Annotated in this window: 24 protein-coding genes; 13 read left to right on the forward strand and 11 right to left on the reverse strand. The window is 66.9% G+C overall.

The features are described 5' to 3' along the window. Positions 1-46 precede the first annotated feature (46 nt). A complete protein-coding gene (locus FPZ54_RS14280) occupies positions 47-1,009 on the forward strand; it encodes a sterol desaturase family protein (RefSeq protein WP_145848264.1) in 963 nt (320 codons plus the stop codon). Next, positions 943-2,514 carry a GMC family oxidoreductase gene (locus FPZ54_RS14285; protein WP_145848265.1) on the forward strand — a complete coding sequence of 524 codons (1,572 nt, stop codon included), beginning with the start codon at positions 943-945 and terminating at the stop codon, positions 2,512-2,514. The genes FPZ54_RS14280 and FPZ54_RS14285 overlap by 67 nt, the downstream gene beginning before the upstream one ends. 88 nt (positions 2,515-2,602) lie before the next feature. Here the strand turns inward: FPZ54_RS14285 and FPZ54_RS14290 are convergent, their stop codons facing one another. From FPZ54_RS14290 to FPZ54_RS14315, 6 genes are all read right to left on the reverse strand, one after another. Next, positions 2,603-3,946: an ammonium transporter gene (locus tag FPZ54_RS14290; protein ID WP_145848268.1), complete on the reverse strand. Its 1,344-nt coding sequence runs from the start codon at positions 3,944-3,946 to the stop codon at positions 2,603-2,605. A gap of 11 nt (positions 3,947-3,957) precedes the next feature. Next, the gene (locus FPZ54_RS14295; protein WP_145848270.1) at positions 3,958-4,296 is read right to left on the reverse strand and encodes a P-II family nitrogen regulator; all 339 of its coding nucleotides are present in this window, start codon (positions 4,294-4,296) and stop codon (positions 3,958-3,960) included. A gap of 182 nt (positions 4,297-4,478) precedes the next feature. Further along, a complete protein-coding gene (ribA, locus tag FPZ54_RS14300) occupies positions 4,479-5,510 on the reverse strand; it encodes a GTP cyclohydrolase II (RefSeq protein ID WP_239019820.1) in 1,032 nt (343 codons plus the stop codon). A gap of 50 nt (positions 5,511-5,560) precedes the next feature. After that, positions 5,561-6,346: an exodeoxyribonuclease III gene (locus tag FPZ54_RS14305; protein ID WP_145848275.1), complete on the reverse strand. Its 786-nt coding sequence runs from the start codon at positions 6,344-6,346 to the stop codon at positions 5,561-5,563. Between the two features lie 329 nt (positions 6,347-6,675). Then, on the reverse strand, positions 6,676-7,290 hold the full coding sequence (locus tag FPZ54_RS14310) for a LolA family protein (RefSeq protein ID WP_145848276.1): 615 nt from the start codon (positions 7,288-7,290) through the stop codon (positions 6,676-6,678). Positions 7,291-7,390: 100 nt separating this feature from the next. Continuing rightward, complete coding sequence (locus FPZ54_RS14315) at positions 7,391-7,849, reverse strand: peptidylprolyl isomerase (protein ID WP_145848278.1); 459 nt, start codon at positions 7,847-7,849, stop codon at positions 7,391-7,393. Between the two features lie 144 nt (positions 7,850-7,993). Between FPZ54_RS14315 and mgtE the strand changes: the two genes are divergently transcribed. After that, positions 7,994-9,400, forward strand: coding sequence for a magnesium transporter (gene mgtE, locus FPZ54_RS14320; protein ID WP_145848280.1), 1,407 nt, complete (start codon positions 7,994-7,996; stop codon positions 9,398-9,400). 36 nt (positions 9,401-9,436) lie between these two features. Beyond that, positions 9,437-9,835 (forward strand): DUF1489 family protein, encoded by a 399-nt coding sequence (locus FPZ54_RS14325; protein ID WP_145848282.1) that lies wholly within the window; start codon positions 9,437-9,439, stop codon positions 9,833-9,835. A 119-nt stretch (positions 9,836-9,954) separates the two neighbouring features. Here the strand turns inward: FPZ54_RS14325 and msrA are convergent, their stop codons facing one another. From msrA to pabB, 3 genes are all read right to left on the reverse strand, one after another. Beyond that, a complete protein-coding gene (msrA, locus tag FPZ54_RS14330; protein ID WP_145848284.1) occupies positions 9,955-10,635 on the reverse strand; it encodes a peptide-methionine (S)-S-oxide reductase MsrA in 681 nt (226 codons plus the stop codon). A gap of 282 nt (positions 10,636-10,917) precedes the next feature. Further along, a complete protein-coding gene (locus FPZ54_RS14335; RefSeq protein WP_145848286.1) occupies positions 10,918-12,117 on the reverse strand; it encodes a pyridoxal phosphate-dependent aminotransferase in 1,200 nt (399 codons plus the stop codon). Positions 12,118-12,151: 34 nt separating this feature from the next. After that, positions 12,152-13,924, reverse strand: coding sequence for an aminodeoxychorismate synthase component I (gene pabB / locus FPZ54_RS14340; RefSeq protein ID WP_186456782.1), 1,773 nt, complete (start codon positions 13,922-13,924; stop codon positions 12,152-12,154). A 78-nt stretch (positions 13,925-14,002) separates the two neighbouring features. Between pabB and FPZ54_RS14345 the strand changes: the two genes are divergently transcribed. Genes FPZ54_RS14345 through FPZ54_RS14375 form a run of 7 tightly spaced genes read left to right on the forward strand, consistent with a single transcriptional unit; the run spans position 14,003 to position 18,530 of the window. After that, on the forward strand, positions 14,003-14,665 hold the full coding sequence (locus tag FPZ54_RS14345; RefSeq protein WP_145848288.1) for an MBL fold metallo-hydrolase: 663 nt from the start codon (positions 14,003-14,005) through the stop codon (positions 14,663-14,665). Between the two features lie 44 nt (positions 14,666-14,709). Further along, positions 14,710-15,039: an ArsR/SmtB family transcription factor gene (locus FPZ54_RS14350; RefSeq protein WP_145848290.1), complete on the forward strand. Its 330-nt coding sequence runs from the start codon at positions 14,710-14,712 to the stop codon at positions 15,037-15,039. After that, positions 15,036-15,431 carry a VOC family protein gene (locus FPZ54_RS14355; protein ID WP_145848292.1) on the forward strand — a complete coding sequence of 132 codons (396 nt, stop codon included), beginning with the start codon at positions 15,036-15,038 and terminating at the stop codon, positions 15,429-15,431. Before FPZ54_RS14350 ends, FPZ54_RS14355 begins: the two co-directional genes overlap by 4 nt. Before the next feature lie 12 nt (positions 15,432-15,443). Continuing rightward, a complete protein-coding gene (locus FPZ54_RS14360; RefSeq protein ID WP_145848294.1) occupies positions 15,444-15,980 on the forward strand; it encodes an SRPBCC family protein in 537 nt (178 codons plus the stop codon). A 23-nt stretch (positions 15,981-16,003) separates the two neighbouring features. Next, positions 16,004-17,029, forward strand: coding sequence for a tRNA (adenosine(37)-N6)-threonylcarbamoyltransferase complex transferase subunit TsaD (gene tsaD / locus FPZ54_RS14365; RefSeq protein ID WP_145848297.1), 1,026 nt, complete (start codon positions 16,004-16,006; stop codon positions 17,027-17,029). Beyond that, entirely contained in the window at positions 17,026-18,003 is a 978-nt protein-coding gene (locus FPZ54_RS14370) for an NAD(P)H-dependent glycerol-3-phosphate dehydrogenase (RefSeq protein WP_145848298.1), read from the forward strand. The genes tsaD and FPZ54_RS14370 overlap by 4 nt, the downstream gene beginning before the upstream one ends. A gap of 11 nt (positions 18,004-18,014) precedes the next feature. Continuing rightward, the gene (locus tag FPZ54_RS14375) at positions 18,015-18,530 is read left to right on the forward strand and encodes a DUF1697 domain-containing protein (protein WP_186456783.1); all 516 of its coding nucleotides are present in this window, start codon (positions 18,015-18,017) and stop codon (positions 18,528-18,530) included. Between the two features lie 23 nt (positions 18,531-18,553). Here FPZ54_RS14375 and FPZ54_RS14380 read toward each other — a convergent pair whose 3' ends face one another. Next, positions 18,554-20,392, reverse strand: coding sequence for an AsmA family protein (locus tag FPZ54_RS14380; protein ID WP_145848302.1), 1,839 nt, complete (start codon positions 20,390-20,392; stop codon positions 18,554-18,556). Between the two features lie 42 nt (positions 20,393-20,434). Then, positions 20,435-20,596, reverse strand: a complete 162-nt coding sequence (locus tag FPZ54_RS14385; RefSeq protein ID WP_145848304.1) for a DUF1674 domain-containing protein — start codon at positions 20,594-20,596, stop codon at positions 20,435-20,437. Positions 20,597-20,660: 64 nt separating this feature from the next. On the opposite strand from FPZ54_RS14385, the gene htpX reads away from it, so the two are divergent. Further along, positions 20,661-21,614: a zinc metalloprotease HtpX gene (gene htpX, locus FPZ54_RS14390; RefSeq protein ID WP_145848306.1), complete on the forward strand. Its 954-nt coding sequence runs from the start codon at positions 20,661-20,663 to the stop codon at positions 21,612-21,614. Continuing rightward, a complete protein-coding gene (locus tag FPZ54_RS14395; RefSeq protein WP_145848308.1) occupies positions 21,611-21,934 on the forward strand; it encodes a hypothetical protein in 324 nt (107 codons plus the stop codon). The genes htpX and FPZ54_RS14395 overlap by 4 nt, the downstream gene beginning before the upstream one ends. Positions 21,935-21,951 lie beyond the last annotated feature (17 nt).

The raw sequence follows: 21,951 nt of genomic DNA on the forward strand, positions 1-21,951 counted from the left end.
CAGACCATGGCATTGGCGCTTATTTACATAAGTGTAAGGAGAGCCGATGCCGAACCTGCCGGACCCGGTCGATCTTGCCGTCCCGGCCTTCGTCCTGCTGGTGCTGGCGGAGATGGTGGTCGCACGGATCAAGGACCGCAGCCGCTATTGTCCCCGCGACACGCTGACATCGCTGATGCTCGGCTTCGGGAGCACCATTGCAGGTGTTCTGGCGGGCGGGCTGGTGTTCGGAATGGCGGTGTGGGTGCACCAATTCCGCCTCTTCGACATCGGCTATGCCTGGTACTGGTTCATCCTTGCCTTCGTGCTCGACGATCTGGCCTATTATGTCTTCCACCGCTCGGCGCACCGCGTCCGCTGGTTCTGGGCGAGCCATGTCATCCACCACAGCAGCCAGCATTATAACCTGTCGACCGCGCTGCGGCAGACCTGGACCGGCTTCTTCAGCCTCGGCTTTCTCTTCCGTCTGCCCTTGTTCCTGATCGGCTTCCCGCCGGCGATGGTGTTCTTCGTCGCGGGGCTGAACCTCGTCTATCAATTCTGGATTCATACCGAGGTGATCGGCCGGATGCCGCGCTGGTTCGAGGCGGTGATGAACACACCGTCGCACCATCGCGTTCATCACGCGACCAACCCGCGCTATCTCGACAAGAATTACGCGGGTGTCTTCATCATCTGGGACCGGATGTTCGGGACGTTCGAGGCAGAGCGCGACGATGATCGCCCGCGCTATGGCATCGTCAAGAACCTGCCCGACTTCAACCTGATCCGCGCCGCCTTCCACGAATGGTGGGGGATCGCGAAGGATGTGTGGACTGCCCCGAACTGGCACGCACGACTCATGTACATGATCGCGCCGCCCGGATGGAGCCATGACGGCAGTCGCGATACATCCGAGACCATCAAGGCGCGCTGGCTGGCGCGGGAAGAGGCGGGGACAGCGTGGAAGAAGCCGATATCGTCGTCATCGGAGCCGGGTCCGGAGGAAGCGCCGCCGCAGGTCGCCTGAGCGAGGACGGTCGCTACTCGGTCGCGGTGCTGGAAGCAGGCGGGCGCAACACCAGCTTTCGGACGCTGATGCCCGGCGGCATCGCGATGCAGACCCCGGCGACCAACTATGCGTTCGAGACGGTGCCCCAGCCGGGATTGAACGGGCGTCGCGGCTATCAGCCGCGCGGGCGCGGTCTGGGCGGGTCGAGCGCGATCAATGCGATGCTCTACATCCGCGGCGTGCCATGGGATTACGATAATTGGGCGGCGCTTGGTTGCACCGGCTGGGGATGGGACGATGTCCTTCCGGTCTTCAAACGCAGCGAGGCGAACCAACGGGGCGCCGACGCATGGCATGGCGCGGACGGGCCGCTGCACGTCTGCGACCAGAGTCATGTCCATCCCGGCACCCGTGCCTTTGTCGAGGCGGCAGCCGCGCTGCAGATCCCGCGCAATGACGATTTCAACGGCTCGCGCCAGGAGGGGGTCGGCGTCTATCAGGTGACGCAAAAGGACGGCGAACGCTGGACCGCCGCGCGCGGCTATCTCACCGACCGCTCCAATCTGCGGATCATTTGCGAGGCGACGGTCGAGCGCGTGCTGTTTGAGGACGGGCGCGTGTGGGGCGTCGCCTACACACGCGGTGGACAGACGCGGATGATACGCGCCCGCCGCGCGGTGGTGATGGCGGGCGGCGTGTTCGGCACGCCACAGACGCTGATGCTGTCGGGCATCGGTCCCGGCACTCACCTCAAGGAGATGGGGATTCCCGTGCGGGTCGATCGGCCGGAGGTCGGCGGCAATCTTCAGGATCATCTCGATTATGTCGCGGCGTTCGAAACGCCAGGGAATCTGTTCCTCGGTCGATCGCTGCGCGGCTCGCTCGCAGGGCTTGGCGGCATGTGGCGCTGGCTGCGCAGCCGCAGCGGCATGATGACCTCTCCCTATGCGGAGGGGGGAGCCTTTCTCAAGACCGATCCGGCGTTGGAAATGCCCGATATCCAGCTCCATTTCCTGATCGCGATCGTCGAGGATCATGGGCGCGCGAAGGTCAAGGCGCACGGGTTCAGCTGCCACGCCTGCGTTCTGCGTCCCGAGAGCCGGGGCACCGTGCGGCTGAAATCCCCCGACCCGCGCGCCGCGCCGCTGATCGATCCGCAATTCCTGTCCGATCCGCGCGACCTGGCCGGGCTGATGAAGGGGACGCGGATGATGTACCGCATCCTTGAGCAGGCGCCGCTCGCGGCGTTCGGCGGCAAGGACCGCTACCCGTTCGACGACGACGCGACGCTGGAGCGGCTGATCCGCGCGCGCGCCGACACCATCTATCACCCGGTCGGCACCGTCCGGATGGGATCGGACGACGGCGCGGTGTGCGACCCGCGCCTGCGCGTGCGCGGGGTCGAGGGGCTGTACGTGGCCGACGCCTCGATCATGCCGCGCCTGATCGGCGGCAATACCAATGCGCCGAGCATCATGATCGGCGAGCGTTGCGCGAACTTCGTCAAGGCTGACCTCGCATAAAAAAAGGGTCGGCGCTTTCGCACCGACCCAGTTGTCCGCAGGAGGAACCCCTGTGGGGCCGCACCGCACGGGGTGCGGCCCGATCTTGTCAGTAGTTGTAGGCGCGCTCGCCATGCTCGCCGAGGTCGAGGCCTTCCTGCTCGACTTCGGGGCTGACGCGCAGGCCGGTCAGTGCCTTGGCGATGGTGAAGGCGATCGCCGAGCCGACACCGGCCCAGATGATGGCCACACCAACCGACTTGATCTGGATCCACAATTGCGCGCCCAGTTCATAGTCCGCAGCGCCCGGCCCACCCAGGGCCGGAAGCATCGTCACGGCCGTCAGGATCGACCCGATGATGCCGCCCAGCGCGTGGATGCCGAAGGCGTCGAGCGATTCATCGATCTTCAGCTTCGGCTTGATCGAAACGACGAAGATCGCGCAGATCACACCGGCAATCGCGCCGAGCAGGATCGCCCCGAACGGACCGGAATTGCCCGCCGCCGGGGTTACCGCGACCAGACCTGCGATCGCACCCGAACATGCGCCCAGCAGCGACGGCTTGTGACCCAGAACCCGCTCGGTCAGCATCCAGAACAGCACCCCGGCGGCGGTCGCGACGAAGGTGTTGATGAGCGCAAGGCCCGCCGAGCCATTGGCTTCGAGCGCCGAACCGGCGTTGAAGCCGAACCAGCCCACCCACAGCAGACCGGTACCGATCAGCGTCATGGTCAGCGAGTGCGGCGCCATACGCTCGGTCGGATAGCCGGTCCGCTTGCCGAGGATGATCGCACCGACCAGCGCCGAAACGCCCGCGTTGATGTGAACCACGGTGCCGCCCGCAAAGTCGAGTGCGCCCCAGCCGAAGATCAGACCGGTCGCCGCATCGGTGCCGCCCAGATACCAGACCATGTGCGCGATCGGGTAATAGACGATGGTGAGCCAGATCAGCGCGAACACCATCAGCCCCGAAAATTTCATGCGCTCGACCAGGCCGCCGATGACCAGTGCGACGGTAATCGCGGAGAAGGTCATCTGGAACGCGATGAACACGAATTCGGGAATGACCACGCCATCGGTGAAGGTGGCGACGTTGGAATCGGCCGTCACCCCGGCGAGCAGGAATTTGCCGGTCGAGATGAACTGGTTGGCGTCCCCGCCGAACGACAGCGCATAGCCGTACATCACCCAGAGGAGCATCGCGAACGCCGCGACGCCGAGCACCTGCGTCAGCACGGATGCCATGTTCTTGGTGCGGACCAGGCCGCCATAGAATAGCGCGAGGCCCGGAACGATCATTGCCATGACCAGTACGGTGGCGGTCATCATCCAGGCGGTGTCGCCCTTGTCGGGCGTCGGCGCCGCAGCGGCAGCCGCGTCCTGTGCCCAGGCGGGCATCGCCGCAAACAGCGCGACACTCGCGCCGGCGGCAATCTTCAAAGCAGTTTTCATCATTACCCCCTTCACAGCGCGGTCTGATCGGTCTCGCCGGTGCGGATGCGCACCGCCTGACCGACATCGAGCACGAAAATCTTGCCGTCGCCGATCGCGCCGGTGTTCGCCGCAGCCTGGACCGCTTCGACCACCCGGCCGGCCAGATCGGAGGCACAGACCACTTCGATTTTCAGTTTCGGCACCATGTTGGTGCTGTATTCCGCGCCGCGGTAGATTTCGGTCTGGCCTTTCTGCCGCCCGAACCCCTTGACCTCGGTCACGGTCATGCCCGCGACACCCAATTCGGTGAGTGCCTCCCGGACGTCATCGAGCTTGAACGGCTTGATGATGGCGATGACGAGTTTCATTCCGCCCCCTTTCGCATTTGACCCGGAGACCAATCAGCAAGGGGCGTGCCAGAGTCGGAATCGGCGTGATTCCGCCGATCCGCATCGAGGCGGTCGTTACCGAAAGGTAAAAAATTGTGCAGGCGCGAACGGCTGCCTAATTTTTAGGCTGAAGAATCGCCTGCCCGCGCAATAGGCAGCCTTCAGAGCTGATGCCCCGTCCGGTCGCGCTTGGTGGCGAGATAGCGTTCGTTATGCGGATTGGGCGGCAGACGATGCGGCACCTGCTCCACGACCTTCACGCCCGCCGCAGCCAGACCGGCCACCTTGTCGGGATTGTTGGTCAGCAGCCGCACCCGGTGCTGCCCCAATTGGCGCAGCATCTGTCCCGCAACTCCGAAATCGCGCGCATCGACCGCAAAACCCAGCCGGACATTGGCATCGACCGTATCGAACCCCTGATCCTGCAACGCATAGGCGCGCAGTTTGTTGACCAGGCCGATCCCGCGCCCCTCCTGCCGCAGATAGAGCAGGATGCCCCAGCCATTTTCCGCAATGGCATGGATCGCGGCATGGAGCTGGGGTCCGCAATCGCATTTCAGGCTGCCGAGCACGTCGCCGGTGAGGCATTCGCTGTGCAACCGCACCAGCGGCGGTGCGCCATTGGGCTGGCCGATCAGCAGCGCCAGATGCTCGTCGGGTGATTCGGGCGTGCGGAAGGCAACAATCTCGGCATCCTCCGCTCCTGCCACCGGCAGCCGCGCACGGGTGACGAGGCGCAGCCGCGCCGGATCCTGATGGGAATCGATATCGGCGAGCGTGATCGCCTCGGCGATCCGCCGCCCGGGCGCCTCGGGATGAACGAAGAAGGCGGGCAGCAGCCCCGCAATCCGTGCAAGGCGCAGCGCCGCCGCAGCGGCGTCGGGCACCAGCGCCGCGGTCGCGCGGAACGGGCCCTTCATCGGCGTGGACAGGTCGAGCTGCGGATCGGCGAGCGCGACCGCTGTGTCGAAATCGAGCCAGGGGCGGCGCGCGATCATCACCGGCGCATCCGGCACTGCGGCATCGCGCTGATTGGTAAGCTTCAGCGTCACCGCGCGCCCGGCGGAGATCAACAAGGGTGCCGCGATGTGCGGGTCGAACGCGGCAAGTCGCTCGGCATCGGCGGTCTCGACCGCGAGCAGCGACAGGGCGCCCTCCCCGCCCCGGATCGCGATCGGCCAGCCACGGCGCATCGCGTCGATCGCCCGCGCGGCGGCGCGGGGATCGGCGGGGGTGGCGGCGCTCAAAAGTCGAACTCGGTGACGATCGGAACATGGTCCGATGGTTTGAGCCAGCCGCGGCATGGCTCGCACACCCGATGCGCGGTCGCCTGAGCCGCGACATCGCCGCTCGCCCACATATGGTCGAGCCGCCGTCCGCGATCCGACGCCGCCCAGTCCTTTGCGCGATAGCTCCACCAGGTGAAACAACGTTCGGGCGCCGGGATGAAGGTTCGCCCCAGATCGACCCAGTCGTTTGCCGCCTGCATCCGCGTCAGCGCATCAACCTCGACCGGGGTGTGGCTGACCACGCCGAGCAATTGCTTGTGGCTCCACACATCGCATTCGAGCGGGGCGATGTTGAAATCGCCGGTCAGGATCACGGGCAGGTCGCCCAGCCCCTCCGACCAGCGCGTCATCCGCTCGACGAAATCGAGCTTCTGGCCGAATTTGGGGTTCGTCTCGCGGTCAGGCACGTCCCCACCGGCGGGAACATAGACATTCTCGAGCCGCACCCCGTTCGGCAGCCGCACGCCGACATGCCGGGCCTCACCATTGGCCTGCCAGTCCAACCGGTCGTCCTCGACCAGCGGAACGCGGCTGATGATCGCGACGCCGTGGTGCATCCGCTGGCCATGGATGACGATATGGTCGTAGCCTAGCGCGCGCAGCGGTGCGTGGGGGAAATCGCCATCGACAACCTTGGTTTCCTGAAGGCACAGGATATCGGGCGCTTCCTCGCGGAGGAACTGCTCGACAATCTCCATGCGGAAGCGGACCGAATTGATGTTCCAGGAGGCGATTTTCATGGGAGGGTGATCTAGGGACGATCGCCCGATGGCGCTAGCCAGACATTTGTCTGATTGCGGTTCCAGCCCGCTCCCCCACCCGGCCACCCAACGCCAGTATCCTATGGGTGGCCGGGTGGGGGAGCGGGCTGGAACCGCGAACCGCCGCGAACGCGGCGCACCAAAACGCCAAAGGCCCCCGCTCCGGGGGCATGGAGCGAGGGCCGACCTGGCGTTCGTCACGCAGGCAGGATGGGTACACCTTCGGGCAACAGGGGGAAAAATCCCGAAGCCCCATCCGCAAATACCGGTCTAGCGCGGTAAAGCTGTCGCCAGCATGAATGCGCGCGTCAGCGGCGCCCGCCCTTTTTCCGCGGATCGTTCCAGCGGAACGCTCCGTCGCTGATCTTCGCGTTGAACTTCTGGTTCGACAGGCGAACGGTGGTGCGGTTGTTTTGCGAATCGAGCGCGACCCAGCCCTGAAGCATCAGCCCGCCCGGCGCCGAAGCGTTGCGCGCGAACACCATGGTGATGCGGCCGAATTCGGGACGCTTGGGATCATGCGCCTCGATGCTCACCACGTCCGGATTGCCGGTCGGCAGCACCTTCGCATAGCGCGCGACGTTGCGCTCGGGATCGAGCAGGATGCCGAGCGGCGAATCCTTGACCGGCCAGCGCGATACCTGTCGCACGGAATAGTCGATAAACCACAAGGCGCTGCCGTCGCCGACGATCAGCAACGGGACGCCCTTTTCATATTGAAAGCGGACCTTGCCGGGCTTTTTGAGCGTCAGCACACCGTCGAGCGTCTTGCCCGCGCGATCGGTCTGGCTGAACGCTGCGGTCATGGTCTGGGTCGCCCGGAGGTGCTGCTGGACCTGCGCGAGCGTCCCCTGCTGCGCGGTGGCGGGCAGAGCGAGCGGAAGGGTGATGGCGGCGAGTGCCGCCAGCGGTCGGAGTGTCATGGTTGTGCCAAACATATCCAACCTCTGACGGTTCGGCGTTGAACTCGGCGTGAACCGGGCTTGTGTCTTGCGGCACCGACCCGCTCGGCGAAGCCGAAAATTAAGCTTCGCTGCGCGCCGTGACGATCTTGCCCGGCTCACGCGGGGGCTCGCCCTTGGGCAGTGCGTCGACATTCTCCATGCCCTCGGTCACCTCGCCCCACACGGTATACTGGCCGTCAAGGAAGGTGGCGTCGTCCAGGCAGATGAAGAACTGGCTGTTGGCGCTGTCGGGATCGTTGGTGCGCGCCATCGAACAGACGCCGCGCAGGTGCGGCGCGCGGCTGAATTCCGCGGGCAGGTTCGGTTCCTTCGATCCGCTCATGCCCGTACCGGTGGGATCGCCGCCCTGCGCCATGAAGCCGTCGATCACGCGGTGAAACACCACGCCATCGTAAAAGCCGCTATCGGCGAGCTTGACGATCCGCTCGACATGCTTGGGCGCAAGATCGGGGCGCAGGCGAATCTGCACCTCGCCCGTGTCGAGGGTCATCACGAGGCGGGTCGGAAGATCGGACATCGAAACTCATACTCCGGAAGAACAACTTTGTCGGTCCCCTAGGGCCGCACGGCCCCGGTTGCAAATCGCGCACGCGCTGCGGCGGATTGGCAGCGGGATTCGAGCACGTTAGAGGGAGGCTGGGCGCGCAACCGGGGAGGCTCGATGACCGACGAGACCGAAACCGCAGTGGCAACGCCCGAATCGCACGCGCCCGAGGCGCAGGATCGGCTAAGTCCCGATTTCGTGCGCGCCATTCTCGACCTTGTCGAAAGCGGCGATGTCGAGGCGGTGCGCGAGAAGGTCGAGCCGCTCCACCCTGCCGACATCGCGGACCTGGTCGAACTGACCCCCGCCGATCAGCGCCAGCCGCTCGCCGCCGCGATCTCGGGACTCATCGACGGCGAAGTGCTCGCCGAGATGAACGACTGGGTGCGCGATGCGCTGATCGATTCGCTCGAACCACACGAACTCGCCGACATCGCCGCCGAGCTCGATACCGACGACGCGGTCGCGATCATCGAGGATATGGAGGAGGCCGACCAGCGTGCCGTCCTTCGCGCGCTCGACCCCGACGATCGCGCCGCGATCGAGGAGGCGCTGTCCTATCCCGAGGAATCCGCCGGTCGCCTGATGCAGCGCGAGCTGATCGCGGTGCCCGAACATTGGACCGTCGGCGACGTGCTCGACTATCTGCGCGGCGAGGAGCAGCTGGCGACCGATTTCTGGGAAATCTTCGTCGTCGACCCCGCGCATCACCCGGTCGGCACCTGCGCGCTGTCCTGGATCCTGCGCACCCCGCGGCTGGTGTCGATCGCCGATGTGATGAAGCGCGAACAGACGCTGATCCCGGTCGATATGGACCAGGAGGAAGTCGCGCTGATCTTCCAGAAATACGCGCTGATCTCCGCCGCGGTGACCGACGATAGCGGGCGGCTGGTCGGCGTGATCACCGTCGACGACATCGTCCATATCATCTCCGAGGAGGCCGGCGAGGACGCGCTGCTGCTGTCGGGCGCGGGCGATGGCGACATCAACGAGCCGATTCGCGACACCTATATCGCGCGGGTCCGCTGGCTGATCGCGAACCTGTTCACCGCTCTGATCGCCTCGTCGATCATCGCGCTGTTCGGCGGGGCGATCGAACAGATGGTGGCGCTCGCGGTGCTGATGCCGATCGTCGCCTCGGTCGGCGGCAATGCTGGCACACAAACGATGGCGATCGTCGTGCGCGCGCTCGCCACCAATCAGCTGACCCAGTCGAACACGGTACGCATGATCCGGCGCGAAATCCTCGTCGCGCTGCTCAATGGCGGGACGATCGCCGTACTGCTGGGGCTGGGCGCGGGACTCGTCTTCGGCAATCCCGCGCTGGGCGGGGTGATCGCAGCGGCGATGATCATCAACATCCTTGTCGCCGGGCTGGCCGGGGTGCTGGTCCCGGTCGCGTTCGACCGGATGGATCAGGACCCGGCGGTAGCATCGTCGGTGTTCGTGACCATGGTGACCGATTCGATGGGCTTCCTTGCCTTTCTGGGGCTTGCCGTCGCGTCCGGACTCGTCGGCTGGTAGCTTGACCCGGGGCCATGCCGCTCCCAGATCGCGGCGATGGCGCTCCATCTCACCAAAGTCGCGTTCGGCAATCCCAGCGTCGCGCATCTGCGCGAGCGGCTGGCGCTGCGCGGACTGGACGGGCCGGTCGCGCTCACCACCCGCTATCTGCCCAAGCGGCACGAAGAGATTGCGGGACAGGGATCGCTGTTCTGGATCCTCAAGCACCAGCTTGTCGCGCGCTCGCCGATCCTGGGGTTCGGCGAGGCGGAGGGCGGGGGCTGTGCGATCCTGCTCGATCCAGACCTGGTGCAGGTGGTCCCACAGGCCAAGCGCGCGCATCAGGGCTGGCGCTATCTCGAAGCTACCGACGCGCCCGCCGATCTGGGGACCGGCGACATGGCGTCACTACCGCCCGAACTGGCGGGAAAGCTCGCCGAACTCGGCCTCGCCTAGAGTCGTTTTCGGTTAGGCGGCACCGGCCCGCTCCCCACCCGGCTACCCATTGAAGATACCTTGTGGGTGGCCGGGTGGGGGAGCGGGCCGGTGCCGATTCAGCTCTGCTGAAAACGACTCTAGCGGGCGAGGCTCGGGAACGCCGCCCGGAACGCCGCGACCTTGGGCTTGTCCCAGCGGACGATATAGGGATGCGCGGGGTTGCGCCGGGCGAAGTCCTGATGCTCGGCTTCGGCGCGATAGAAGGCGCCCTCTTCGATTTTCGTGACGATCGGCTGCGGCCAGGCGCCGGTCTTGCCCAGCTGCGCGATATAGGCGGTCGCAACCCGCTGCTGCCCCGGATTTTGCGGAAAGATCGCCGAGCGATAGCTCGGGCCGGTGTCCGGTCCCTGCCGATTCAGCTGCGTCGGATCATGCGCGACCGAGAAATAGATGCGCAGCAGCGTCGCATAGCTGACCACGCGCGGGTCATAGACCATCCGAATCGCCTCGGCATGGCCGGTTCGGTCGGTCATCACCTGTGCATAGGTGGCGGTGGCGCGCGTGCCCCCGGCATAGCCGCTGGTGACGGATTTCACGCCCTTCACCTGCTCGAACACCGCCTCCATGCCCCAGAAACAGCCGCCCGCCAGCACCGCGACCTGATCGCCCGTTGCGGGCGCCACATCGATCGTCGCGGCAGGAATGGCGACCGCCTTGTCCCCGCCGCTCCCTGCGAACACCGGCGGCACCAGCCCCGCCGCTCCCGCAAAAGCGAAAGCCCCAAGGCCCGCAAGGCCGAGCGCGGAGGCGCGCAGCATCAGAAGAACGGGGTCGCCGCGACCTGTTCGGCATGGAGCGCGACCATGCCGATCGCGCCCAGCGAAAACCCTGCCACAAACCGGCGGAGGAACTGCGATTTCAAGGCCGCAAACATGAGGTCAATCCTTATTGGTTGGCGCGGAGATGGGGTCCCCGGCGACGAATCCAAGCAAAGATTAGCTTCCGGTCGATGAACCTGCGCTGGCCCAGTGGTTCATCCTGCCGTTCAGCGAAGCGCTCTGGCCCGTTTCGTTTCTCCAGTGCAAGCTGAACCCGTCTTTCTAGCGCAACGCCGCGCACGCCTCCTGGATGCGCCCGCACGCTTCGGTCAGCACATCCTCGCTGGTCGCATAGCTGATCCGCAGCGCGGGCGAGAAGCCGAACGCTGCGCCGTGCACTGCCGCCACCTTGGCGTCATCGAGCAGATAGCCGACCATCGTCTCGTCGCTGTCGATCGTCACGCCCTTGGGCGTGGTCTTGCCGATCAGCGCGCTGAACTCGGGATAGACATAGAAGGCGCCTTCGGGGCGGGGGCAGTTCATTCCATCGATCGCGTTCAGCATGTCAACGACGAGATCGCGACGCTTCTGGAACGCAGCGGCGCGGTCCTTCAGGAACGACTGGTCGCCGGTCAGCGCCGCGACCGATGCCGCCTGCGAAACGCTGCACGGGTTCGATGTCGACTGCGACTGCAGCTTGCCCATCGCCTTGATCAGCCATTGCGGCCCGCCGGCATAGCCGATGCGCCAGCCGGTCATCGCATAGGCCTTCGACACGCCGTTCGCGGTCAGCGTGCGGTCGATCAGCGTCGGACAGACCTGGGCGATCGTTGCGAATTCGAATCCGTCGTACAGGATATGCTCGTACATATCGTCGGCGAAGATCAGCACGTGCGGGTGCCGTTCGAGCACCGCACCCAACGCCTTGAGCTCGGCGGCGCTATAGGCCGCGCCGGTCGGGTTGGACGGCGAGTTGAGCACCACCCATTTGGTCTTCGCGGTGATCGCGGCGTCGAGCTGCTCGGGCGTGATCTTGTAATTCTGGTCGGCGCCCGCCGCGACGAACACCGGCTTGCCGCCCGCGAACTGGACGACATCGGGATAGCTGACCCAATAGGGCGCCGGGATCACCACCTCGTCCCCCGCGTCGATCGTGGCGCAGAAGGCGTTGAACAGCGTGTGCTTGCCGCCCGAATTCACGCTGATCTGATTCTCCGCATAGGTCAGGCCGTTTTCGCGCGCGAACTTGCCGACGATGGCGGCCTTCAGCTCGGCGGTACCATCGACATTGGTATATTTGGTCGCACCCTTGCGGATCGCCTCGATCGCCGCGTCCTTGACGAAATCGGGCGTGTCGAAATCGGGTTCGCCCGCACCAAGGCCAATCACATCGACCCCGGCACGCTTCAGTTCCAGCACACGGCTCGTCATCGCGAGCGTGGCGGAGGGCTGGATGCGGTTGAGCGCAGCGGAGGTCTGCATGGAAAACGCCTCTCTGAAGGGAAAATCGGGCGCGCTATAGAGTGGCGATGGCCCGGTCCGCAACCGTAACAGCCGAAACAAGGCCGCGAACGGCATTGCCGATGAGGAAGCCGCGCTCGAGGTCTTCGGGCCGCAGGTCGGCTTCGACCGCGCGATCCGTGGCCAGCAACTCCGCCCGCAATATCCCAGGTAGCAACCCTCGCGTCAGCGGCGGCGTGCGCAACACACCATCGGCGCGCGGCACGAAGATCGAGGTGAAGCTGCCCTCGGTCAGATAGCCCTTGTCATCGACATAAAGCGTTTCGAACGCCCCCGCGATCCGGGGCCAGGGGCGGCGGTCGCTGGTCTTGTGCGCCAGACGGAAGTCGCGCGGCGCGACTTGGCGGCGCGCCAATGCGACGGTGACCGGTCCGGCAGGAGCCTCGGGCAACGGCGCGGTGCCGATCGCGATGCGCCCCTCGGCCGACAGCAACAGCCGCACCCGCGCGGGCGCGCGCAGCCGGAAGGTCGCGGCCTGAAGCTCATTGCGCACGCCATGGCGATCGAACGCGATACCGAACACGTCCGCGCTCGCCTTCATCCGCTCCAGATGCCGGTCGAGCAGCGCGATGCCGTGCGCCGGGTCGAACGCCATCGTCTCGATCAGATCGACGCGGCGCTGGCCCCGCGTCAGGAATGCCCCCTTGGCCAGGCACTCGTCCCATTCCTCGCCCGCGCGCGAATCGGCGACCACGCCCGATCCCAGCCCGATCGTCGCCTCTTGCTCCCCGTCGCGCAGATGCAGCGTGCGGATCGCCACGTTGAATGCGGCGTCCCCCGAAGGATCGATCCGTCCGATCGATCCGGTATAGGCGCCACGCGCGTCGGGCTCGACCGCCGCGATCACCTCCATCGCCCGGATCTTGGGCGCGCCGGTCACCGATCCGCAGGGGAAGATCGCCGAAAGCGCGGCGGCCGGGCCGATATCGCGCGCCAGCGTCGCCGACACGGTCGACACCATCGTGTGCAGCGTCGGATAGGTTTCGACCTTGAACAATTCGGGCACCGCGACGCTGCCCGGCGCGGCGATGCGGGTCAGGTCGTTGCGCATCAGATCGACGATCATCAGGTTTTCCGCGCGCTGCTTGGCGTCAGCCGCCAGCGCCGTCCGCGCTGCTTCATCCTCCTCCGGAGTCGCACCACGCGGAGTCGTCCCCTTCATCGGCCGGGCGATCAGCTTGCGGTCGCGCAGCGCAAAGAAGAGTTCGGGCGAAAAGGAGAGCAGCCAGTCGCTCCCGGTCCAGACGATCCCGCCATAGCCCGCCGCCGCCCGCGCGCGGATCGCGGCATAGGCGGCCAGCGGATCGCCGATCAGCCGCACCGCCGCGCGAAAGCTGAGATTGGCCTGATAGATATCCCCCGCCTCGATCCAGTCATGCACCCGGGCAAAGGCGGCGTCATACTCCCCGCGCGAAATCTGCGGCTCCGGCCGCCCGACCCAGGCACCCGCCGGATCAGGGAGCAGCGACGCCACGTCCCCCGCCGCGATCTCGCGACAGCCCTCGAACACTCCGAACCACAGCAGCGGCCCGTCGCCGCGGCCCGCCAGCGGCGCCAGGCGCGGTTCCAGCGCATGGCCCGCCTCATAAGCGAGATGTCCCGCCGCATAGAGTCCGTCTCGACTCGCCGTCTCCAGTTCGGCCAATGCGGGAGCTACATCCTCCGGCGTGTGCGCCGCGACCACCCGCAGCGGCGCGGTGTACAGGCGCGCGGCGACTCCCCCGGGCCGGGCATCGTCGAGCAGCACGAAAGGGGCGTCGGCACGCATCGCATCGGCCATGCAGGGCGAAGCGCCCGCCCGCAAGCCTCTGTTGCCGCTGGAGCCCGCCCGGCCTATCTCCGGGCCATGTCCACGCCCCCGCTGCGCGCCGCCATCGTGCCCGTCACCCCGCTTCAGCAGAATTCGACCCTGCTGTGGTGCACCCGCACGATGCGCGGTGCCTTCACCGATCCGGGCGGCGATCTCGACCGGCTGAAGGCGGCCGCGCAGCAGCATGGCGTCACGATCGAGAAACTGCTGATTACGCACGGCCATATCGACCATTGCGGTCAGGCCGGGAAACTTGCGGCAGAGCTGGGCGTCCCGATCGAAGGGCCGCACGAGGCCGACCGCTTCTGGATCAGCCGACTCGACGATGACGGACGCAATTACGGCATCGATGGCAAGCCGTTCGAGCCCGACCGCTGGCTGGTCGATGGCGACACCGTCACCATCGGCGACCTGACGCTCGACGTCTATCACTGTCCGGGCCACACCCCCGGCCATGTCGTGTTCCACCACCCCACCAGCCAGCTCGCCATCGTCGGCGACGTGATCTTCCAGGGATCGATCGGTCGCACCGATTTCCCGATGGGCAATCATCAGGATCTGCTCGACGCGATCACCGGCAAGCTCTGGCCGCTCGGCGACGAAACCGTCTTCGTCCCCGGCCATGGCCAGCCGAGCAATTTCGGGCAGGAACGCCGCACCAACCCTTTCGTCGCCGATGCGGTGCTTGCACGAAGTTAAACCGATCGGTTGACAGTTCCGTGGGCGCCGAGTAATTCAACCAAATGGTTGAACGACTCGACATGACCTTCCACGCGCTCGCCGATCCCACCCGGCGCGGGATCCTCGCCAGCCTCGCGCGCGGCGAGAAGAGTATCGGCGAGCTGGCCCAGCCCTATGCGATGTCGCTCGCGGGTGCATCGAAACACGTCCAGGTGCTCGAGCGCGCCGGCCTCGTCACCCGCCGCCGCGACGGCCGCACCCATCGCTGCACGCTCAATGCCGCCCCGCTGGCCGAAGCCAACCAGTGGCTCCAGCAATGGGCGGGCTTCTGGAACGCCCGGCTCGATTCGCTCGAAACCCTGCTCCGCGACGCGAAAGGAGACGCCGAATGACCCGGGCCACCCCGTTCCTGATGTTCCAGCACGGCAAGGCGCAGGCCGCGCTCGATTTCTATGTCAAACACATCCCGGACAGCCGCATCGAGTCGGTCGAGCGCTTCGGCCCCGACGGCCCCGGCCCCGACGGTACGATCATCCGCGCCCATGTCATCATCGCCGGGCAGGCCGTGATGGTGCACGACAGCTTCATCGCGCACGGCTTCGACTTCACTCCCTCCTGGTCCTTCTTCCTCGACTGCGACGACGAAGCCGGGTTCGACCGCCTGTTCGCGACCTTGTCGGAGGAAGGCGGCGTTCTGATGCCGCCCGGAAATTACGGGTGGAGCCGCAACTTCGCCTGGGTCAGCGATCGCTTCGGCGTGGCCTGGCAGCTCAATCTCGCCTGACGGAGGCCCATCATGACCGCACTCGAAATCCTCGCCCCCGACACGCTGCGCATCGAACGCGTTCTCGACGCGCCGCCCGAAACGGTGTGGCGCTATCTGACCGAGGCCGATCTGCGCCGCCGCTGGTTCTCGGGCGGCACCGATGCGCGCGCGGGCGAAGAGGTCGAACTGGTATTCGACCATGACAATCTCTCCGCCGACCCCGTCCCCTATCCCGAGAAATATGCCAAGTGGAAAGGCGCGGTCGGGCGCGAGCGGGTGGTCGAATATGACCCGCCCCATGTCTTCGCGATCAGCTGGGACGAGGGGAAGCAGGGCACCGCCCGGTTCGAGCTGTTCGCCGAGGGTGCGGACAAGACCCGCCTCGTCCTGACCCACAGCGGCATCACCGGCCCCGGCCCGATGGCCAATTTCGGCGGCGGCTGGCATTCCCACCTCGCCGTGCTTCAGGGGCTGCTCGCGGGCGACCCGGTCCGCGACTTCTGGGCGCTGCACGCCGAGTCGGAGGCCAGGGTGGCCTCCATCCTCGCACAGGCTTCGACAAGCTGAGGATGAATCCCTAGATCGGCGCGATGCTGATCCTCGGCCTCGAATCGAGTTGTGACGAAACCGCCGCCGCGCTGGTGACGGACGACCGCCGCATCCTCTCCCACCGCCTCGCACGGCAGGATGAGGCGCATCGCCCGTTCGGCGGCGTCGTCCCCGAAATCGCCGCACGCGCCCATGTCGAGGCGCTGGGGCCGCTGATCGAAGCCGCGCTGCAAGAGGCGCAGGTCACGCTTGCCGATGTCGATGCCATCGCGGCCACCGCCGGTCCCGGGCTGATCGGCGGCGTGATGGTGGGCCTCGTCACCGGCAAGGCACTGGCGCACGCCGCGAACAAGCCGCTGGTCGCGGTCAACCATCTCGAGGGCCACGCCCTCTCCCCGCGGCTGTCCGAACCGGACCTCGCCTTCCCCTATCTACTCCTCCTCGTCTCGGGCGGGCATTGCCAGCTGCTGCTGGTCGAGGGGATCGGCCGCTATCGCCGCCTCGCCACCACGATCGACGATGCCGCGGGCGAGGCGTTCGACAAGACCGCAAAATTGCTCGGCCTCGGCTTTCCCGGCGGCCCGGCGGTCGAACGCACCGCGGCGCTCGGTAACCCCCATGCCATCCCGCTGCCGCGCCCCCTGGTCGGATCGGGGGAGCCGCATTTCTCCTTCGCCGGCCTCAAGAGCGACGTCGCGCGCAAGGTGGGCAAGTTCGCGCCCGAGGATCTCGCCGCCTCGTTCCAGCAGGCGGTGGTCGATTGCCTCGCCGATCGCACCCGCATCGCGCTCGCCAAGGCGCCGGAGGCAACTGCCCTGGTCGTCGCTGGGGGGGTCGCGGCCAACACCGCCGTCCGCGCCGCGCTCACCACGCTCGCCGCCGACCATGGCCTGCCGTTCATTGCGCCGCCGCTCTGGCTCTGCACCGACAATGCGGCCATGATCGCCTGGGCCGGGGTCGAGCGGTTCGCGCTCGGCCTCACCGATCCGCTCGATCTGCCCGCGCGTCCGCGCTGGCCGCTCGATCCGGATGCGGAAAAGGTACGTGGAGCGGGGGTGAAGGCATGAAGATCGGGGTGCTGGGAGGCGGCGCATGGGGCACCGCGCTGGCGCAGGTGGCGGCACGGGGCGACCAGCCCGTCACGCTGTGGGCGCGTGAGGATGACGTCGTGACGTCGGTCAACACTCGCCATGAAAACAGCAGCTTCCTGCCCGGCGTCCCGCTGTCCCCCGCGATCCGCGCCACCAGCGACCTTGCCGACCTGTCCGATTGCGACGCGCTGCTCGTCGTCGTTCCCGCCCAGTTCCTGCGCGCGGTCCTGTCGCAACTCCCCGCCGGCAACCGCCCGCTGGTCCTGTGCGCCAAGGGGATCGAGGCGGGGACGCAGAAGCTCGTCGCCGAAGTCGCGCGCGAACTGCACCCCGATGCCCCGGTGGCGGTCCTGTCCGGCCCCACCTTCGCGCATGAGGTAGCGAAGGGCCTGCCCACCGCCGTCACGCTGGCGTGCGAGGACGAGGCGCTGCGCGACGCGCTCGCCGATCGCCTCGGCAGCGCGACCTTCCGTACCTATGGCTCGTCCGATGTCGCGGGCGCGGAGATTGGTGGCGCCGTCAAAAACGTCCTCGCCATTGCCTGTGGCGTGGTCGAGGGCGCCGGGCTCGGCCTCAACGCCCGCGCCGCGCTGATCGCACGCGGCTTTGCCGAGATGACGCGGTTCGGCGTCGCGCGCGGAGGCCGGCCCGAGACGCTGGCGGGCCTCTCCGGCCTTGGCGACCTCGTCCTGACCTGTTCCTCGACCAATTCGCGCAACTTCTCGCTGGGCGTCGGGCTCGGCCAGGGCAAGGCCGCGTCCGAGCTGCTCGCCGACCGCCGCACGGTGGCGGAAGGTGCAGCCACCGCCCCGGTGCTGCGCGAGGCGGCCCGCGCCGTCGGCGTCGAAATGCCGGTGACCGAGGCGGTCTGCGCCCTGCTCGACGGCACGCCGGTTCGGACCGTCGTCGATGCCCTGCTCGCGCGCCCCATGCGGGAGGAAGCGCGGTGAGATGGGCCGCCATGCTGCGGGGAATCAATCTAGGCAAGCGTCAGCTCAAGTCCGTCGAGTTGAAAGCGGTTGTCGAAGGGCTCGGCTTTACCGACGTCAGGACCCTGCTCGCGTCGGGTAATGTGGTCTTCACCGCCCCCGATGCCAAAGCGGATTTGCTCGAATCTCAAATCCACGACGCGCTCGCCCAGGCGACCGGCCTGAAATCCGAAATCTTCGTGCGCACCCCCGAAGACATGGCCGCCCTCGTCGCCGCCAACCCGTTTACGGAGGCGGCGCGCGACCGCCCCAGCTTTCTCGTCGTCACCTTTCATCGCAAGCCCGTCGATGCCGACGCCGTCGACGCGTTGATGACCGACCATGACGGCCCCGAACGCGCGCGGGCGATTGACCGCGAACTCTATATCGACTTCCCCGAGGGGCAGGCGCGCTCAACGCTGCACGCGCCGCTGGGCAAGGCAACACGCGACCCCGTCACCACCGCACGCAACTGGAACACCGTACTGAAGATACGCGACGCGCTTTAGGTGCCGCCTAACTGAAAACGACCCTAACCCATCGCCCGCGCCGCCAGCCCCTTGCAGTCCGCATCGGTCGCCAGCGGCGGGCGGTCGCCTGCAATCGCATCGCCGATCATTTTGAGCACACCGCCGACATTGGTCTTCTCTCCCGGCACGCGCGGCTCGGGTCCCTTGATCGTCCCGCGGATCGGCACCGGCTTGGTCAGGCGCAGGATGCTGTCCTTCTTGGGCGATCCCATCATGCTGAGGGCGAGGCTTTCGGTCGCAAGGTCGATCGTCCCCGAAAAGCGCGATTGCGAGCGCGAGGTATCGACCAGCAAGGGGTTCATCTGCGCCGTTCCGTCCTTCACGTCCATCCGCACGATCAGACAGCGCAGCGACGCCACCGCATCCTCATCCGCAAACACGCCGCGCCCGACATCCAGCCCCAGGAACGATGCGAGCTTCGACGGGATTCGCCCGGGTCCCGACACCAGCGCAACCTGCCCGGTCGAACGCCCGACCGCCTGACGCACGGTTTCTCCCGTCCCGGTCAGCTTCGCCATGCCGCGCAGCGTCGCATCGATCTCGCCGCCCCCGGCAAGCGTGCCGATGGTCGTGCCGTCGAGCGTCAGGTCCAGGTTGAGCGTCGGTTCCGCTGCACCGCCCCGCTGATCGACCACCACGCGCCCGCCCAGCACGCCGCGCACCATGCCAACTTCGAACGGATCGACGGTCAGCCGCGCCTGGTCCAGCGTCAGGGTCGCCGAAATCTTGCGAAACGGCTCCTCATATCGCGAGACGAGCCGATCGACCTTCACCTTCAGCACACCATCGACATCGTCCAGATTGCTCAGATCGATCCGCGTCGCCGGAACGATGCGGGGTCCTGCTTCAGCGCGCTTTGCAGCGGCGATGGCGCGGCCACGATCGTTCGCCAGATCCTCGAAATCGAGCACGGCCAGCCGCAGCGTACCGTCGATCTTCGTCCGCTCGGTTCCCTTGTCGACGGTCGCTACCGCGCTCGACAGGCGCGAGCGACCGATCGTTCCCGACAGCCGCTCGATCCGCCACACATCATTCTTGCGCGAGACGCGCCCAGCCACGGCCACCGGCTGCGTCCCGAACAGTCCCGCCTCGATCACGCGATCGATGTCGAGCAGATCGTTGCCGCGCGCGCGCAGGTCGAACGCCATGTCGCGCGTATCGAGCGGCGATGCCGTCGACCCCTGCGCCACGATGCGCGTGCGCGTGCCGATCAGCGCCGCACCGAAGGGCCAGCGCGCGCTACCCGCAATCGGCGCACCGCGGATGGCGATCTCGATCGGCTCGTCGGCCAGCCTCCCGCGCCCCGATGCGCGGAAACCACGATCGTCCGAATCGACCCGCAGCACGGCGCGCCGGTCCTTGAGCGCATCGCGATAGTCGAGCGTCAGGTTGCGCACCATGAGCGAATCGAGTCCGCCACCCCCACCGCTGCGCCGTTCGGGGCGCCGGTCCCAGTTCTTGCGCCCGTCCTTTGCGCGGATCAGCACCAGTCGGCCATTGGTCGCCGCCAACGGCTCCGGGCGCACGCGCCCGATCAGGATCGGCAGCACCGGCAGCCGCACCGCGACATGGTCGACCTGCACCATCGCGCCGTCCCCGGCCCATCTCGGCTGGGCAATGCGAAGGTCGCGAACATCCAGCATCGGGTTGAACGAGAACCAGCCGGTCCGCTCGATCGATCCGATCGTCACCGGTGCATCGAACCGCTCCGCCAGCGCGCGCTCGGCGCGGCCCTTGAACATCCCCCAGGGCATCATCGCCAGCAGCAGGATCAGGACCAGTAATGTCGCGCCAATGCCGATGGCGATCCGGGTGATCAGGGTGCGGGCGCGGGGAGTCATCGCCGCTCGACGCGCTGGCTCCGCTTTCGTTCCGCCAGCGTTTCAGAAATCGACGGCGATGCCCTTGCGCTCCCAGTCGCCATAGCGGGTCGGATCGGCGCCCAGCGGGTCGGTCTCCGCCTTCGTCCCCGCGCCCGGTTTGGGCAAAGGCGAGCTCTTGGAAAGATAGGCGGGCGGTTTCAGGTGCGGGGGGCGCTTGCCCATGCGATCCTCGATTGAAGCAAATGGCGATCGATCCCACATTGGGGGCGCAAAGGAGCGCATACAAGTGAACGGTTTCAAGACGACGATGCTGCTGGCGGCGCTGACCGCTTTGTTCATGGCCCTGGGCTTTACCATCGGCGGACGCGGCGGGATGATCCTGGCGTTGTTGTTCGCGGTGGGGATGAATCTCTTCACCTATTGGAACGCCGACAAGATCGTCCTGAAGATGCACGGCGCGCGCGAGGTCGATGCGGCCAGCGCCCCCGAATTCCACGGCCTCGTCGCCGGGCTGGCCCAGCGCGCGCAGCTGCCGATGCCGAAGGTCTATATCATCGATTCGCCGCACCCCAACGCCTTCGCCACCGGCCGCAATCCGGAAAATGCGGCCGTCGCCGCGACAACCGGTCTGCTCAACCTGCTCAACCGCGACGAGATTGCAGGCGTGATGGCGCACGAACTCGCGCATGTCCGCAATCGCGACACGCTCATCATGACGATGGTCGCGACGATCGCGGGCGCGATCTCGATGCTCGCCAATTTCGGCCTGTTCTTCCGCGGCGGCGGGGACAATCGCGGCGCGATGCTGGCGACCATCCTCGCGGTGATCGTCGCGCCCTTTGCCGCGATGATCGTCCAGATGGCGATCAGCCGCACCCGCGAATATGGCGCGGACAAGGGCGGCGCCGAAATCTCCGGCAACCCCCGCGCGCTCGCCTCAGCGCTCGCCAAGCTCGCGCGCGGCGCGGCGGCGGTCCCCAATCCGGTCGCCCAGCGCAACCCGGCGGCGGCGCAGCTCTATATCGTCCCCGGCCTGTCGCGCGGCGACGACAGCCTGTTCTCGACCCATCCCGACACCGGCAACCGCATCGCCGCGCTGGAGGAAATGGCGCTGGCGATGGGCGCGAGCGCGCCGCTGGACGCCTTCGCCGCGCCCGAGCCGGGCAAACGCCCTTCGGCGCTCGGTGTTCGACCCGCACCGCGTCGCGGCAGCGCACTCGATCCCCACGGGCGTGGATGATTGACGACGCGATCGGTGAAGCGGTCGGTGAGGTCGTCGGTGCGGTGGTCCAGCACGCCGGTGGCTTCGTCGTCGATGTCGTCGTCGCCGGAATATTCTCGGGAAGCACCGCGCGTTTCTTTCATGGGGTCGGACGCCGCGCGATCGGCGCGGTGACTCTGGGCCGCGTTCGTATCCCTTCGTCGCTCCGGATGGTGCCGCGTGGCGTCCGTGCGCGCCCGCGCCGAAGCGACTGGCTGGCGCTCTGGATCGGCATCGCGCTCTGGTTTGGCCTGTTCGCTGCTGTCTGCATGCCGCTCGCCATGCTGCTTTGGGGGTGAACCCTCGCCATAATCGG

The sequence above is a fragment of the Sphingomonas suaedae genome, from assembly GCF_007833215.1.
GTDB classification, from domain to species: domain Bacteria; phylum Pseudomonadota; class Alphaproteobacteria; order Sphingomonadales; family Sphingomonadaceae; genus Sphingomonas; species Sphingomonas suaedae.

Coding starts and splice junctions, on each gene's coding strand:
- FPZ54_RS14380 (WP_145848302.1), bottom strand. CDS start 20,392: ATGACTCCCCGCGCCCGCACCCTGATCACCCGGATCGCCATCGGCATT.
- FPZ54_RS14295 (WP_145848270.1), bottom strand. CDS start 4,296: ATGAAACTCGTCATCGCCATCATCAAGCCGTTCAAGCTCGATGACGTC.
- FPZ54_RS14370 (WP_145848298.1), top strand. CDS start 17,026: ATGAAGATCGGGGTGCTGGGAGGCGGCGCATGGGGCACCGCGCTGGCG.
- FPZ54_RS14305 (WP_145848275.1), bottom strand. CDS start 6,346: ATGAAAATCGCCTCCTGGAACATCAATTCGGTCCGCTTCCGCATGGAG.
- FPZ54_RS14375 (WP_186456783.1), top strand. CDS start 18,015: ATGCTGCGGGGAATCAATCTAGGCAAGCGTCAGCTCAAGTCCGTCGAG.
- FPZ54_RS14350 (WP_145848290.1), top strand. CDS start 14,710: ATGGTTGAACGACTCGACATGACCTTCCACGCGCTCGCCGATCCCACC.
- FPZ54_RS14315 (WP_145848278.1), bottom strand. CDS start 7,849: ATGTCCGATCTTCCGACCCGCCTCGTGATGACCCTCGACACGGGCGAG.
- FPZ54_RS14335 (WP_145848286.1), bottom strand. CDS start 12,117: ATGCAGACCTCCGCTGCGCTCAACCGCATCCAGCCCTCCGCCACGCTC.
- msrA (WP_145848284.1), bottom strand. CDS start 10,635: ATGCTGCGCGCCTCCGCGCTCGGCCTTGCGGGCCTTGGGGCTTTCGCT.
- FPZ54_RS14385 (WP_145848304.1), bottom strand. CDS start 20,596: ATGGGCAAGCGCCCCCCGCACCTGAAACCGCCCGCCTATCTTTCCAAG.
- FPZ54_RS14345 (WP_145848288.1), top strand. CDS start 14,003: ATGTCCACGCCCCCGCTGCGCGCCGCCATCGTGCCCGTCACCCCGCTT.
- mgtE (WP_145848280.1), top strand. CDS start 7,994: ATGACCGACGAGACCGAAACCGCAGTGGCAACGCCCGAATCGCACGCG.
- tsaD (WP_145848297.1), top strand. CDS start 16,004: ATGCTGATCCTCGGCCTCGAATCGAGTTGTGACGAAACCGCCGCCGCG.
- FPZ54_RS14325 (WP_145848282.1), top strand. CDS start 9,437: ATGGCGCTCCATCTCACCAAAGTCGCGTTCGGCAATCCCAGCGTCGCG.
- FPZ54_RS14310 (WP_145848276.1), bottom strand. CDS start 7,290: ATGACACTCCGACCGCTGGCGGCACTCGCCGCCATCACCCTTCCGCTC.
- FPZ54_RS14280 (WP_145848264.1), top strand. CDS start 47: ATGCCGAACCTGCCGGACCCGGTCGATCTTGCCGTCCCGGCCTTCGTC.
- FPZ54_RS14395 (WP_145848308.1), top strand. CDS start 21,611: ATGATTGACGACGCGATCGGTGAAGCGGTCGGTGAGGTCGTCGGTGCG.
- FPZ54_RS14290 (WP_145848268.1), bottom strand. CDS start 3,946: ATGAAAACTGCTTTGAAGATTGCCGCCGGCGCGAGTGTCGCGCTGTTT.
- pabB (WP_186456782.1), bottom strand. CDS start 13,924: ATGCGTGCCGACGCCCCTTTCGTGCTGCTCGACGATGCCCGGCCCGGG.
- FPZ54_RS14360 (WP_145848294.1), top strand. CDS start 15,444: ATGACCGCACTCGAAATCCTCGCCCCCGACACGCTGCGCATCGAACGC.
- ribA (WP_239019820.1), bottom strand. CDS start 5,510: ATGCGCCGTGGCTGGCCGATCGCGATCCGGGGCGGGGAGGGCGCCCTG.
- FPZ54_RS14355 (WP_145848292.1), top strand. CDS start 15,036: ATGACCCGGGCCACCCCGTTCCTGATGTTCCAGCACGGCAAGGCGCAG.